Raw genomic sequence first — 13,771 nt, 5'->3', positions numbered from 1 at the left:
GATAATTGCCATGATGACTACCGAACTTGCGTTGCAATTTGTCGCCAACGCTATTTATATCACCGGATTAGTAGTGTGCGTATTGATCGTGCCGAGTTTGCTGGGCGGTTTGGTGGTGAGTATTTTTCAAGCTGCAACCCAAATCAACGAACAAATGCTCAGCTTTTTACCGCGCCTGTTAATTACCCTGGCGATGTTGGTGTTTGCCGGCAACTGGATTGTACGCACCCTGTGCGATCTGTTTGTCGAAACCTTCAAACAGGCCAGCATGCTGGTTGGTTAAGCCCGATGGCAGCCGCAGAACCGCTCATGCAAGCCACGCAATTCCTGAATACTATGCAGGGATATTGGTGGCCATTTTGCCGTTTTGTGGCTGTATTTAGTATGGCGCCGCTGTTTAATCACAAAGCGTTTTCTGTGCGTGTACGCGTGTTACTCGCGCTCATGATAACTATCGCACTTGGGCCTATGTTGCCCGAATCCCCCCATATAGAACCACTTTCGCTGCGCGGTATCCTCACCACCTTTGAGCAAATATTGTTTGGTATTTTGCTCGGCCTTGCGCTGCAATTTGTATTCACGATTTTTATGGTGGCGGGGGAGGTAGTGTCGGCGCAAATGGGTATGACAATGGCGCGCTATAACGATCCCACCAACGGTGTGTCTTCTTCATCGATTGTTTACCAGTTGTATTTTTTGTTGCTGGTGTTTTTATTCCTGACGATTGACGGGCATTTGCTCACCGTGAATGTGCTTTACCAAAGTTTTATTTACTGGCCGGTAGGCAGCGGTTTGCAATATCTCGGATTCCAGACGTTTGTAGTCGCTATTGCGTGGATTTTTTCTGCTGCGGTATTGGTGACTTTGCCGATTGTTTTTTGCATGACCTTGGTGCAGTTCTCGTTCGGTTTACTTAACCGGATCTCACCAGCGATGAACCTGTTCTCGCTCGGTTTTCCTATCAGTATTTTAATGGGATTGTTGTGTATTTATCTTACCTTGCCGAATATGGCAGATAGCTACCTCCATTTAACCCGCACATTGTTGGACAACATCGGCCTTATCCTGCGGGAGGGTCACAATGTCTGAACAAAATAGTGGTCAGGAAAAAACAGAAGAGGCGTCGGAACACAAACTCAAAAAGAGTAAAGAAGACGGGCAGGTCGCACGTTCCAAAGATGTATCGACCATGATCTCGTTAGTTGTCACGCTGTTTGTGTTGAAATTCATGGTGCTGTTTTTTTTCGAGTCAATGGAAAAGAGTTTTAAGCTTTCCTATGTGAACTTCCATAACACCGATGTGGGGTTGGATGACTTAACCCTGTTGCTCACGCACAACCTGGTGTTGTTTATAGTCTTGTTGTTGCCTTTGTTGATTACGCCTATTTTTGTAGTGGTGTTGTCGCTGGTTCCCGGTGGCTGGGTTTTTGCGGCAAAAAATTTCTATCCCAAGTTCAGTAAATTAAATCCTATCACTGGGCTAGGCCGTATTTTTTCAGCGCAAAACTGGAGCGAACTGCTTAAATCTATCCTCAAGATTGTAGTGTTATTGGGTGTTGCCTGGGTGTTGATTGTCGATGCAGTGCCGCGCTTCATTGAATTACAGCGCACAGATTTGCTCAATGCTATTGGCGGTGGTTTTTCGCTGGCCTTTAATATAATGCTGGTACTGTTACTGGTGTTTGTAGTGTTTTCGTTTATCGATATTCCGTTGCAGCGATTTTTCTTTCTCAAAAAAATGCGGATGACCAAACAAGAACGCAAGGAAGAGCATAAAAATCAGGAAGGACGTCCGGAAGTTAAAGCGCGCATGAAACAATTGCAGCGGCAATTGTTGCAGAGACAAATCAGTAACGTGATTAAAAAAGCTGATGTGGTCATTGTTAACCCCACACATTACGCAGTTGCACTCAAATACGATCCCAAAAAAGCGCAAGCGCCATTCGTACTTGCTAAAGGTGTGGATGAAACTGCGCTCTACATGCGCAAAATGGCAACAGCTCATAAATTGGAAGTGCTTGAGCTTCCGCCACTGGCACGCGCCATTTATTTTACGACTCAGGTTAACCAGCAAATTCCGGCTCCACTCTATACCGCAGTCGCACATGTGCTGACCTATATTTTACAGCTGCGCGCTTACCAACAAGGCCGCAGGGGCAAACCGCAACTGCCTAACAATCTTAATATTCCTTCCAGTATGGCGAACAAGGCGTAATCACCTTATGAATCTTATTCAACAGCTAACACCGACTTTCCGCAGTGGCCGCATCGGTATCCCGATACTGATTTTGTCGATCCTGGCAATGATCATATTGCCGCTCCCACCGTTGCTGCTGGATATTTTATTCACCTTCAATATTGCGATGGCGATATTGGTATTGCTGGTGAGTGTGTCGGTTAGAAGCCCGCTGGAGTTTTCACTTTTTCCTACGGTGATTTTGATCGCTACTTTGATGCGATTGTGTTTGAACGTTGCATCGACGCGTATCGTATTGTTGGAAGGCCATACAGGTACAGACGCCGCTGGTAAAGTCATTGAAGCCTTCGGTGAAGTAGTTATCGGCGGCAATTTTATCGTGGGTGTGGTTGTGTTCATGATCTTGATGATCGTGAACTTTATCGTTGTCACCAAAGGTGGCGAGCGTATTTCCGAAGTGACTGCGCGCTTCACTCTTGATGCATTACCCGGTAAACAAATGGCAATCGATGCTGATCTCAATGCAGGTTTGATCAGTCAGGACGAGGCCAAAGCGCGCCGCAAAGAAATTGCCAAAGAAGCCGATTTTTACAGTGCGATGGATGGTGCATCCAAGTTTGTACGCGGCGATGCGATTGCCGGTATTTTGATTCTGTTGATCAACTTGTTCGGCGGCTTTGCAATTGGTTTATTTGTGTATGACCTGAGCGCCGGTGAAGCATTTAAACAATATGGATTGCTTGCCATTGGTGACGGTTTGGCTGCACAAATTCCGGCGATTTTACTTTCAACTGCAGCGGCGATTATTGTTACTCGTGTTAATGAATCAACCGAGATTACCAATCAGGTACAGCGCCAATTGCTTGCATCACCTTCATCACTTTATACCGTTGCCGGTATCCTGACGATTATTGCGCTCATTCCCGGTATGCCAAAGCTGGCGTTCTTTACGTTTGCAGCGCTGATTGCTTTTATCGCCTGGAAAGTCTCGCGACGAACAACGCCTGATGCAGCAGCTGATCTCGATCAGGTGCAAGCTTTAGGTAAAGCCATGGAGCAGGAACGCGCGCAACAATTAGGTTGGGAAGATATCCCGTTGGTTGAGCGCCTTTCTATTTCACTCGGCTACAAATTGGTAAATCTGGTAAATGAAGCATCAGGTGCGCCGCTTACGCAACGCGTGCGCGGTGTGCGCCAAACTCTGTCAGAAAATCTCGGGTTTTTATTACCGGAAGTACAAATTCGCGATAGCCTGCGCCTTAAAGCATCGCAATACAGTATTTATATTAATGGTGATCGTGTTGACGGTGCAGAGTTGCACGCAGATCGTTTGATGGCAATTCCATCGCCAGAACTTTATGGTGAGATTGATGGCGTGCTCGGTACCGATCCTGCTTACCGCATGCCGGTGGTGTGGATTCTTCCGGCGGATAAAGCGCGCGCATTAAATTTGGGTTATCAAGTGATTGATTGCGCGAGTGTGATTGCTACCCATTTAAATAAAGTGATTCGCGCAAACTTGCCGGATATTTTTAAACACGATGATGTAGACCAGCTCACCCAGCGGTTATCTGTGCAATCGCCAAAATTGGCAGAGGCGTTACGCGCACAATTAACTTATACACAACAACATCGTGTTTATCGCCAACTGTTACAGGAAGAAGTGCCGCTGAAAGATATTGTCAGTATCGCGACTGCGTTGTTGGAAGGTAGCGAGAGCACCAAAGATCCGGTGTTGCTTGCATCCGATGTGCGCTATGCATTGCGCCGCGCGATTGTTGCCAATATCGCGGGCGAGCGAAATGAGTTGGCCGTATTTATTCTGGAGAATGCGTTGGAAAATACCTTGCTTAGCGCACTGAGTATTGCGCAGCAGGCGGGGCCAGTGAGCCTCGACAATATTCCAGTCGAGCCCAATTTACTTAACCAGTTGCAAACCACTATGCCGGTGGTGAAAGAAAAATTGCGCAAAGAAGGGCACCCGCCAATTCTCACGGTTATTCCACAATTGCGTCCGTTACTGGCTCGTTATGCACGTGTATTTAGTCCCGGCTTGCATGTGTTATCGCAAAACGAAATTCCCGATAAAGTCGGTGTGAATATTCTTGGGACTCTTGGTTAAAAGCCAAGGGTTAGCTACTAATGCCAATGCAGGGATGCAGGTTCGCGTTAGCTGGAGCGGGTGCGTAGCTCCAGCAAATCATTCACCAGTTTGGAAAATTCAGCGGATTGACCTACCAGGGTAAAACCGGATTCAAAGTGCCCGGTTTTATCGTTCAAACGCGACCACATGCACACTACCTGGATATCCATCTGCAGAATTTGGTCTTCGCGCACGCGCATTTTCAAGCGCAGCGTGCGTATATCCCCGGTGTCTATTGCTATATCACTGCGCAAGCGCAAGCCCGATTCCGATACATCGCCCACATAGCCAATCAATAGACCTTTGGCAGCATCATAAACTTTGATGCGAAACAGGGAACGGAAAGTCACACGGGTGTGCTGGCGCATAGTCGGTAGTCTTATCTGGATATTTAGCTGGAGCTCATTATATGAGCAGGGCGACCATCTTACCTGATCTCTTAAATCGGTCGTTTGGTTCGACTTTAGCAGGGTGGGAGGCTAGAATTCTACGCGACAAGCTGGATTACCCTGTTCTGGGCTATTTTTAGTAAAAATAGCTTGTTCGAAGTGACTCACAAAGGAATACAGAATAAAAAATGATTATAGTTCCCACTGAAAAGCAACTTGATTGGCGCAATGCTCCCATTGTTTTATGTGTGCTGGTGCTGATTAATGTCATGGTCTTCTTTTTCTATCAAAGTAGCGACACTTCCAAAATTATGGAGGCGATGGTTACCTATGAGTCAAAAGATTATTTCTCCCATGAGTGGCCAGCTTATGAAAAATTTCTGGAAGAAAAACAAGAAACTGAAAAGTTAAAAGAATATCGCCAGCAATATCAGGACGAGGAGGTCGAGTATATTATTGGCGATATGGTAATGGATGAAGCCTTCTATACCTATCTGCAACAGAATTACCGCAATTACTTTACTCCTGATTATTACGCCGAATGGGCACCCGAGCGAGCCCGTTTGCACGCGCAATTGCAATCTGTCAGTTACATCGCCAACGGTTTGCGTGCGAGCGATTTGCGCATTTCCAGTTTTTTCACCCATCAGTTCTTGCATGGCGATTTAATGCATTTGCTGGGCAATATGTTTTTTTTGGTCATTTGTGGTTTTGCTGTAGAGGCTGCAATCGGGCATTGGCGATTCCTGCTGTTTTATCTTATTTCCGGTGTGGCAGCAGGCTATGCGCAGGTTGCCTCAGACTGGAATAGCACTACACCCTTGGTTGGGGCATCAGGTGCTATCTCGGGTGTGATGGCAATGTATCTCGCTGTATTTCGGTTAAAGAAAATAGAGTTCTTTTACTGGTTCTTCTTTTTTGTTGGCTACTTTCGAGCGCCAGCGTTGCTCATTTTGCCGTTCTATATCGGTAAGGAAATTTATAGCTATCACAATGATGCTGAATCCAATGTTGCATTTATGGCACATGCCGGTGGTTTTGTGGCAGGAGCCTTACTGATCGGTTTAGCATGGTTGCTGAATCGCAGTATGTTTAACAGTAAATATATCGAAACTGACCAAAAGATCGATCCTGCCCAGCAGCAATTGGCTGATATTTACGAGGCAATTGAAAAATTTCGTTTTGATAAAGCCCTTGCACTGGTTGATGCCTTGATTAAGGAACAAGGATTAAGGTTTGATTTGGCGATGATTCGCTACAACTTACTAAAAATCTCACGTGGTGAAGCTTATCAACCGGCGACTTTGCATCTGTTAACGGTTCCGTCGCTATTACCCGAGCAAATTAGAAAGCTGGACAAGGTGTGGCAAGAGAATCCTGAGGTGCATTCACAGTTATCCGAACAAGCTGTGCTGAAGTTGGGGATGCAATTTACTGCGCTGGAAAATCCTGCCTCTGCGGAACAAATGTTTTTGCAATTGTTGGAGCGTGGTTGCAAGAATCCTGCGCTTTCAGTTTACGCAAGTAAGCTTGGTGTTGCGTTTCAGCGGTTGCGTGAAACGGGAAAGAAAGACCGTTATGAACTGTTAGCTAAACAACTCGCATAAGGAGCCGAGCGTGGATTACTGTAAATATCATCCATTGGATGGCGCTACTTATACTTGCCATGCGTGCAATGTTTGCCAGTGCGATAAATGTATCGATGATGAGCATAATGTAGTGCACTGTTTTGTGTGTGGCGGTGTACTGGAAAGCCTGGGGTCAGCCAATACTGTTGAACCTTTTTGGCGTCGCTTAAAGGAGGCATTTAAGTATCCGGTTAATGCCAATTCGATGAGCCTGATCGTGATTACTGCAATTATTTCGGTTGTTGCGACTCTGATGCCATTCCTGATGATCCTCTCGGTTTTAATGTATCTTTTTGCCGCTGGTTCCATCATGAAATACAGTTTTACTTGCCTCGAGCGCACTGCAATGGGCGAGATGAAAGCGCCGGATGTAATGGATGCTTATCAAGGCGGCATAAAACTATTGCTGCAATTAGTCTTGATGGTAATCGTGCTGACGGCGATTGCCGGTGCCGCTTACTATTATCTTGGCGCAGGCTTGGGTGGTTTGGTCGGTTTTATTGCAGTGTTTTCTTTTCCCGCGATTTTAATTCGCTTTGCACAAACAGAAAATATGTTTGAGGCAATGAACCCTTTTGCTGCTATTGCCCTTATTGCTGCTATAGGTTTGCCATATGGTTTGTTGATTGCGTTCATGCTAATCATGATGACATCTGTTGGTGTTCTGCATGAGTGGATTGGCACTTTATTTCCCGCGGTATCTTATTTGTTGCAATCAGTTGTTTCCAATTATTACACGGTGGTGATGTTTCACTTGATGGGGTACATGTTGTTCCAGTATCAGGGGCAACTTGGTTACAGTGCTCGCTCTGACGAAGATGAAGATCTGCCCAAGCGCAGTGGGCCAGAACACCTTGCTGCAAAAATCGAAGTGTTATTAAAAGAGGGCGATTATGAGCAAGTCGTTAAGCTCTCTTATCAGGCTTTCAAACAGTATCCTAACGAACCTATATTCTTCGAAAAGTTTTTTGAGCTGCTCTATGCCTGTAAAAAAACGGAACTGTTGGCGGATTATGGCTTGACCTATCTGGAATTTCTTAATCGTAGAAAACGTTTCGATAAACTGACACCTACATTTAAGCAAATATTATTTGTGGTGCCGGAGTTTCTACCAAATTCCCCGGCAATGCGGGTGCAACTGGCAGGTTTGCTCAGACAGCAAGGTGATCTGAAGTTGGCGATTAAATTGCTCAATGGTATGCATAAACTTTATCCAGAGTTTGCCGGTTTACCAGATGCATATTATTTATTGGCTGATACTTTGGCTGAAATGCCAAATATGCAATCCCAAGCTGATAAATGCAGACAAATGGCCGCACAACTCAAGCGTAAAGCGGATGAGCGGCAAGCGGCATTGGCTCTCGAAGTAGAGCAAAAGCGTCTGGCTGAGACACAGGCATCAAGCAAGCCCACCGGTGTAAAAACAGCACGTAAGGGGCCGCCACCGGGAACTACATTGAGTGGTATTACACTGGAGTTGGTGCCATTGGAGCCTGTTGTTAATAAGGCGGAAGATATAGATGTTTGAGCAAGGCGTTGTGCTCAAATGTCATCGAGATTGCAGGGAGTAGTTGGATGTCTCAAATAAATATTTATGCGCTCTACGAAGATCTCCAAATCATTTTGGAATCGTTGGAGAGCAAGATCGATATTAAGTATGCTGAATTCAACCAATTTGATTCGAAGCTTGGATGTATATATGACTCTTATAAGGATATTCCATATCTATCAGGTGACGAAAATGGTCCCCAGTATTTGATTTTGAAAAAAGAAACTCCATTGATTGGAAGGTTTATTGAGGGTTCTAGTAAATATGCATTTGATCAGTTGCTAAACCCTGACTCTATAGTTCTTAAGCCAGGAGTTACTATTAATAAGGATTTTATTATTTCTGGTAATGTTGGTAGCGCTTCGGTTAATGATTCTGAAATATCAAAAGCACTATTCAAGGCAGCTCAAAAAATCATTAAGGCACATTTTAAGCGTGTTGCAGCCTATTGGATTGGCAATGGCGCTTATCAAGTGCTATTGAATGGCGGTCGGCTGGGTATTTCTACACAAACACCGCCATTATTTGATTTGAAAATTGATCAAGTATAGTTGCATTGGGCCAGTGGTTTTAAAAATCCGCCAATGTCGTTCACTTATTTAAACCAATTTTTACGTCGCATGGTAAAGCGCGATAGCGTAAAAGAGTGTGCGCTATCGAATGCACCAGCTTGGCATTGTATGAATAAATGAATTTAGCTAAGGGAATTAGAAATGAAAAATTATCAGCTTGCACAATTAAATATCGCCAAAATGAAAGAGCCGCTGGATTCTCCATTAATGGCCGATTTCGTCAATAATCTGGATCGCATTAATACGCTTGCCGAAAATTCGGAAGGCTTCGTCTGGCGATTAAAAGATGAAGGTGGCGATGCAACAACAATACGGTATTTTGGCGATGACGTTGTTGTGAATATGTCTGTATGGACAGATGTGGTCTCGTTAAGTAATTATTCTTTTAAATCCGCACACGCTGACATCATGCGCAGAAAGCGCGAATGGTTTGATCGCATGGACGAAGCCTACGCCGTATTATGGTGGATTCCAACAGGCCACTTACCCACGGTAGAAGAAGCAAAAGAGCGGCTCGAACACTTAAAACAATATGGCCCAACACCACACGCATTCGTATTTAAAAAAGTATTCCCAGAGCCAGATGCTATTTCGTCGAAAGAAATGAATGTAACAGGTGCATGCCCTGTTGAATAAAAAAGGAGAAGCCCTTCTCCAGTATCTTTTGCGATTACTCACTATTTATAGATAAGGCTACATGAGAAATATAATAATCGTTTTGCTTAGATGCATTTTTACCTGTCAGGCTTATATAGTTGATTTTATTATTTGACCTACCCGAGAGATCTCTCCAGCACTTGTGTTTTTTGTTCACCTTGAATGTTGTTAAATGCGGCACCCGCGAGTTCGGCGTTGGCGATGCGTTTTGCAGGGTTGGTATGGATTATTTGCAGAATGAGTGAGCGCAGCTTTTTTGGAAGCTTGCGTAGTTGCCAGCGATTTTTTAAGCCCCAGTATTCTCCGCTTGGCAGGTTTCCGGTAAACAGCTGGAACAGGATTGCGCCAAGGGCATAGACGTCGGCGCTGGTTGAGGTGGGTTCATTGGCCGGTTGATACCAGCGGGCATCGTCGCCGTAGTTGTGCGCGGGAAATCCGAAGTCAGTTAATTTGAGATGGTTTTTCTCGGCAAATAAAATATTGCTCGGGCGCAAATTGCCGTGCACGATTCCGTAGGAATGCGCGCAGGCGAGGGCGTTGCAAAGTTGTTGTGCGACAGTCAGGCACAACCCAAAGCTGAGCGACTGGGTGAGTCGTTCTTGCAAACTACCACCGGGTAGATATTCCATCGCACTGATAAATACCCGTGAATTTTTTCCCGTACCGTAAATGCGCGCAATATGCGGGTGTTGTACCTGCGTGAGCTTGGCAGCGTATTGCGGTGCATTGCCAAGATGATCCAGATTTTGTTTTTTGATGACTAAAAAGCGTTGGCGGTTGGGATCATTCACCAAATAAGTCGCACCGAATGGATTTTCTTTTAATACATCTAACAAGGTGTAATTAGGTGGAATATTATCGCGCGTCGCTTCTGTTCCCCAGCGATTAACTTGCAGATGCCGTCCTTGTGCAATGAGTAATAATTGCTGGCGAACTTCATCGACTGACAGCGGGCGTTTGGCTGGATTTGCTTCAATGCAGCGATTAATAAGCGGCCGCAGTGTGGTAATAATTGAATACTTATCTTGCGGTTGTGTTGCATAGGTCTGCTCGGTCGCAAGCAGGGGCACCACACCAAACATCAGTTCATGTATCAGTACACCCAGCGAATAAATATCGCTCAACTGATTTGTGCGTGAGCTTCCTTCGCGCTGCTCCGGCGCCATATAAGCACCTGTACCCATCACCATTTCTTTCTTGTTTTCGGTGTTTTCATTATTGGCAGTGAAATATCCAGCAATACCAAAATCCACCAGATAGGCGCGGCCATCGTAATCGACCAAAATGTTGGCCGGTTTAATATCGCGATGCACAACGCCGTTGCGATGCGCATAGGCGAGGGCGCTGCAGAGTTGGATTAGTATATCCAGCTTGCGTGTAATACTAATGTCTTTGCGCGGCAGTACAGTTTCCAGCGAAATACTTTTTACATAAGGCATCACAAAGTAGGGCAGTTGCTGTTCGCTAATGCCTTTATCGATAATCTGGATAATATTGGGATGATTGAGGCGCGCTACCAGTAGCGATTCTTGCTCAAACTGTTGCTGGATAAGCGGGTCTTGATTCAGGCTTGCGTCCAGCACTTTAATCGCCACTGGCCGGTCGAGCGATTTTTGTACCGCCAAATACACTTTGGCCATACCGCCTTCGCCCAGCAGTGTTTTGATGTGATAACCGGGAATTTTTTGCACGCTGAATCTCTCGCAAGTGTTATGGCTTGGAGTATAGATGGCCTTGCGGTAAGCGTTTAAAAGTTTGTGTTGCTGGCATAGCTACCTAAATGACGGCACACTAGGCCATAAAATCTGCGCACCTTTGGAGCAATAGAATGGATGATCAATTAATTCAAATAAGTCAGCGTCTTGGCGAGCATTTGTTGCAGCGCAATTGGCACATTGCGACTGCCGAGTCCTGCACCGGTGGCGGAGTTGCTGCGGCGATCACCGCAATTGCGGGGAGTTCTGCCTGGTTTGAATATGGCATTGTTAGCTATGCCAATGCGGCGAAAGAAAAACTGCTCGGTGTTGCGGCTGAAACCCTCGAGCGAGAAGGTGCAGTCAGCGAAGCCGTTGTGATTGAAATGGCGCGTGGGGCGATTACCATCTCCGGTGCTGATATTTCAGTCGCTATTAGCGGTGTAGCTGGGCCAAGTGGGGGCTCACCCGAAAAACCTGTTGGCACAGTATGGTTTGCCTGGGCAAGAGCCACAGGTGAAATTAAAACAGTGTTAAAGCAATTTGATGGCGATAGGGAATCTGTGCAAAAGCAGGCTGTTGTTTTTGCATTGGAATCTACTTGCGGATTTTTGATGCATTAAGCGTTGTTCTAATCTTTATCATTTCATCAGCACAATATTTGCCTCGGGCAAATAACATTCGGTCTGCAACAATCCTTTATTGATATTAAATGATGTAGTTGAAACCGCGCTGTTTTGTTGTGCCAGAGCAACGGTTTTTTCGATATCGGTAAAGGCTTGATAATACACATCTGACTCTTGGCAAGTTCCACCCGTTATAAAATAAATTCCTTTCTGGTCTGCTTTGAGCAATTTGCTGTATTCGTTTAGGCCAGAGTTTACTCGTTCCAGTGAGTCATTATTGCCGCGTAATGCCCATCCCCCTTTTTCTCCCTGATATTGGAAAAATACATCGCCACCAAATTCGACAGCGGATGCAACTGCACCAAAGGTAAGTTGTTTTTGTTGTTCACCTTCAATACGCCACAGGTTTCTAATTTCTCCATTGTGTTTAAGTACAAAAACTCGGTTTCCTGCAGGATAAAAGGCTATAGGTTCGATTTTATCACTATCACTCAGCAGCAACTCCGTTTCAGTAGTTAACAAATTATGGTGAAAGAGTTGATTATCCGCATTAAACAGGATGTGCTCGCCATTGTCTGACCAGATAATATTCTCAACTTTTTTCGGCACAGGCTGTTTGGTGAGCTGTTGCTCTTGCCCATTTTCTACTAGCCATAAATGAATTTGGTTATTGCGCACTGAGGCATAGACCACCTTTTCTCCGTCGGGCGAGAAGCTTGCTGCATAGTTAAAATCAGTATTTTCAGTGAGGCGCTTTTTAACCCCATCGAAGGCGATCATAAAAATATTGGAGCTACGTTTTTCTTCAGTATAAAAAATTCCTGAACCATCAGCGCTGTAATGCGGACGTGCAAAAATTTTATCTTTGCTATCTGCCAATGGAATAACAACCTGTTTTCCATCCAGATAGGCTGCAATTAATTTGCGCTCGGCTTCGGCGTAAACCAGAACACCGCTGCCATCGGGAATCCAGCTGATATCTGCGGCGCTTATATCCAGCCGTACTCGGCTGATTGGTTTTTGTTGCGCGTCGAGGAAATCAATTTGAATCCGGTTTTTATAACGACTGGCAAGTGCGGTCTTTTGATTGAGAATCGCACTGGCGACGGGATTTGTTGCACCTTCGAATTCATCTAATAGCGTTAGTTGTTGATCCGCAATCGAATAGCGATAGCGGCCATTGCCAGAGTTGGGGCCCTGTTTGGCAACTATCTCCAGCGTATTTTCATCCCACCAGGTAACACTGGAGATTTGCCCTTGCCATTGGCTGAGTTGTTGTTTCTCTAGTAAACGGTTTTGTTCAAGATCCAGCACAAAAATATGGAATGAATAAAGAAAATTGGGCGGTTGGAAGAATTGGTTGCCGAGTGGCATACCGTCGCGTCGTTTGACTTCAATAGCAACCAGATTTTTACCGGCGGGTGACCAGGCCAATTTGAACCAGGCATCGTTGCTGCTGGCGATGCGCCAATCTTTTCCCGCCGCATTGCGAATTACAATTTCGCTTTCGGTTGCGCCTGGTTGATCTGCCACTACTCTTTCGCGGATGTAGGCAACGTGCAGGTTATCCGGGTGCGGCGTTGCGCTGCGCTCGTGTCCGGTTTCGTTGGTGTAGCCTTGGGTTGAGCTAAAAACCGTTTGGTGATTATTCGGTAAGTAAAGGGTATTCCAATTAACACCTTTGTAGATTGCGATGGTTATCGCCAGTAGCGCTAAAACACTGAGTGGGATACGCCAGCGGCTAGATGTGGTAGCCGGGGGTTCGATGGTATTGGTTACGGCTTTTAGGTCGGGGGTTTCTGCGGCGAGAAATTGTGGCTCAACGATGAGTTGATATCCACGCTTGGAGTAATGGGCAATAAATTCTTGATCGCCAATCAATTCATTCAGGGCGCTGCGCAGGGCATTAATACTTTTTTGTACTGAGCCATGGGTGACGACCCTTCCTTCCCAGAGTCGTTCGATGAGTTCTTCATTACTGATAACGCGGTCGTAATTGCGCGCAAGATAATGCAGCACCGCCATTGCCTTGGGTTGTAACTTGAGGCTTTGTTCGCGCAGCCAAAGCGTGTTGTGCGAGGGCGAGACTTTTACGTCGCCCAGCATAAAGCTGGATTCTTGATGAGCGTCCATTACAGCCCGAGCCTTGTAGCAGTCAGCATGGTTATACCTTTTTCGGTAAGTTTTTCTTATTAGTTGCCTGGGTCGCGATTCGCACGGCAAGGCGCGACCATGGGTATAATTTTGCAAGAAAAGGACTGGCGAATACAAGTAAAGTGCGCGTTTAAAAATTTTCTATCTTATTGATTTTTAAAT

General features: G+C 45.5%; 12 protein-coding genes. 9 read left to right on the top strand and 3 right to left on the bottom strand.

What is annotated here, in order from left to right; all coding sequences use genetic code 11:
- Window positions 1-10 precede the first annotated feature (10 nt).
- The 4 genes from AAGC78_RS04150 to AAGC78_RS04135 are packed head-to-tail and all read left to right on the top strand — an operon-like array spanning window position 11 to window position 4,319.
- Window positions 11-283 (top strand): flagellar biosynthetic protein FliQ, encoded by a 273-nt coding sequence (locus AAGC78_RS04150; protein WP_435782771.1) that lies wholly within the window; start codon window positions 11-13, stop codon window positions 281-283.
- Window positions 284-288: 5 nt separating this feature from the next.
- Complete coding sequence (gene fliR / locus AAGC78_RS04145; RefSeq protein WP_435782770.1) at window positions 289-1,089, top strand: flagellar biosynthetic protein FliR; 801 nt, start codon at window positions 289-291, stop codon at window positions 1,087-1,089.
- On the top strand, window positions 1,082-2,215 hold the full coding sequence (flhB, locus tag AAGC78_RS04140; protein ID WP_435782769.1) for a flagellar biosynthesis protein FlhB: 1,134 nt from the start codon (window positions 1,082-1,084) through the stop codon (window positions 2,213-2,215). The genes fliR and flhB overlap by 8 nt, the downstream gene beginning before the upstream one ends.
- Window positions 2,216-2,222: 7 nt before the next feature.
- Window positions 2,223-4,319, top strand: coding sequence for a flagellar biosynthesis protein FlhA (locus tag AAGC78_RS04135; protein ID WP_435782768.1), 2,097 nt, complete (start codon window positions 2,223-2,225; stop codon window positions 4,317-4,319).
- A gap of 47 nt (window positions 4,320-4,366) precedes the next feature.
- Here the strand turns inward: AAGC78_RS04135 and AAGC78_RS04130 are convergent, their stop codons facing one another.
- Window positions 4,367-4,708, bottom strand: coding sequence for a PilZ domain-containing protein (locus AAGC78_RS04130; protein ID WP_435782767.1), 342 nt, complete (start codon window positions 4,706-4,708; stop codon window positions 4,367-4,369).
- 209 nt (window positions 4,709-4,917) lie between these two features.
- Between AAGC78_RS04130 and AAGC78_RS04125 the strand changes: the two genes are divergently transcribed.
- The 4 genes from AAGC78_RS04125 (at window position 4,918) to AAGC78_RS04110 (ending at window position 9,114) form a co-directional block, all read left to right on the top strand.
- Complete coding sequence (locus AAGC78_RS04125) at window positions 4,918-6,336, top strand: rhomboid family intramembrane serine protease (protein WP_435782766.1); 1,419 nt, start codon at window positions 4,918-4,920, stop codon at window positions 6,334-6,336.
- Window positions 6,337-6,346: 10 nt separating this feature from the next.
- Window positions 6,347-7,885, top strand: a complete 1,539-nt coding sequence (locus AAGC78_RS04120) for a hypothetical protein (protein WP_435782765.1) — start codon at window positions 6,347-6,349, stop codon at window positions 7,883-7,885.
- A gap of 47 nt (window positions 7,886-7,932) precedes the next feature.
- Window positions 7,933-8,457, top strand: a complete 525-nt coding sequence (locus AAGC78_RS04115) for a hypothetical protein (protein ID WP_435782764.1) — start codon at window positions 7,933-7,935, stop codon at window positions 8,455-8,457.
- Window positions 8,458-8,619: 162 nt separating this feature from the next.
- A complete protein-coding gene (locus tag AAGC78_RS04110) occupies window positions 8,620-9,114 on the top strand; it encodes a DUF3291 domain-containing protein (RefSeq protein ID WP_435782763.1) in 495 nt (164 codons plus the stop codon).
- Window positions 9,115-9,251: 137 nt separating this feature from the next.
- On the opposite strand, the gene AAGC78_RS04105 is transcribed toward AAGC78_RS04110, so the two are convergent.
- On the bottom strand, window positions 9,252-10,826 hold the full coding sequence (locus AAGC78_RS04105; RefSeq protein WP_435782762.1) for a protein kinase domain-containing protein: 1,575 nt from the start codon (window positions 10,824-10,826) through the stop codon (window positions 9,252-9,254).
- Between the two features lie 137 nt (window positions 10,827-10,963).
- Here AAGC78_RS04105 and pncC point away from each other — a divergent pair, with 137 nt between their 5' ends.
- Window positions 10,964-11,452, top strand: a complete 489-nt coding sequence (gene pncC, locus AAGC78_RS04100) for a nicotinamide-nucleotide amidase (RefSeq protein WP_435782761.1) — start codon at window positions 10,964-10,966, stop codon at window positions 11,450-11,452.
- 18 nt (window positions 11,453-11,470) lie between these two features.
- Here pncC and AAGC78_RS04095 read toward each other — a convergent pair whose 3' ends face one another.
- Window positions 11,471-13,588 (bottom strand): winged helix-turn-helix domain-containing protein, encoded by a 2,118-nt coding sequence (locus tag AAGC78_RS04095; RefSeq protein ID WP_435782760.1) that lies wholly within the window; start codon window positions 13,586-13,588, stop codon window positions 11,471-11,473.
- Window positions 13,589-13,771 lie beyond the last annotated feature (183 nt).

The organism is Cellvibrio sp. (assembly GCF_039207905.1).
In the GTDB taxonomy this organism is placed as follows: domain Bacteria; phylum Pseudomonadota; class Gammaproteobacteria; order Pseudomonadales; family Cellvibrionaceae; genus Cellvibrio.
This window is presented reverse-complemented; position numbering and strand designations above follow the sequence as displayed.

Excerpts from the sequence above, each read along its gene's own strand:
- AAGC78_RS04150 (WP_435782771.1), top strand. The coding sequence starts at position 11 with ATGATGACTACCGAACTTGCGTTGCAATTTGTCGCCAACGCTATTTAT.
- fliR (WP_435782770.1), top strand. The coding sequence starts at position 289 with ATGGCAGCCGCAGAACCGCTCATGCAAGCCACGCAATTCCTGAATACT.
- flhB (WP_435782769.1), top strand. The coding sequence starts at position 1,082 with ATGTCTGAACAAAATAGTGGTCAGGAAAAAACAGAAGAGGCGTCGGAA.
- AAGC78_RS04135 (WP_435782768.1), top strand. The coding sequence starts at position 2,223 with ATGAATCTTATTCAACAGCTAACACCGACTTTCCGCAGTGGCCGCATC.
- AAGC78_RS04130 (WP_435782767.1), bottom strand. The coding sequence starts at position 4,708 with ATGCGCCAGCACACCCGTGTGACTTTCCGTTCCCTGTTTCGCATCAAA.
- AAGC78_RS04125 (WP_435782766.1), top strand. The coding sequence starts at position 4,918 with ATGATTATAGTTCCCACTGAAAAGCAACTTGATTGGCGCAATGCTCCC.
- AAGC78_RS04115 (WP_435782764.1), top strand. The coding sequence starts at position 7,933 with ATGTCTCAAATAAATATTTATGCGCTCTACGAAGATCTCCAAATCATT.
- AAGC78_RS04110 (WP_435782763.1), top strand. The coding sequence starts at position 8,620 with ATGAAAAATTATCAGCTTGCACAATTAAATATCGCCAAAATGAAAGAG.
- pncC (WP_435782761.1), top strand. The coding sequence starts at position 10,964 with ATGGATGATCAATTAATTCAAATAAGTCAGCGTCTTGGCGAGCATTTG.
- AAGC78_RS04095 (WP_435782760.1), bottom strand. The coding sequence starts at position 13,588 with ATGGACGCTCATCAAGAATCCAGCTTTATGCTGGGCGACGTAAAAGTC.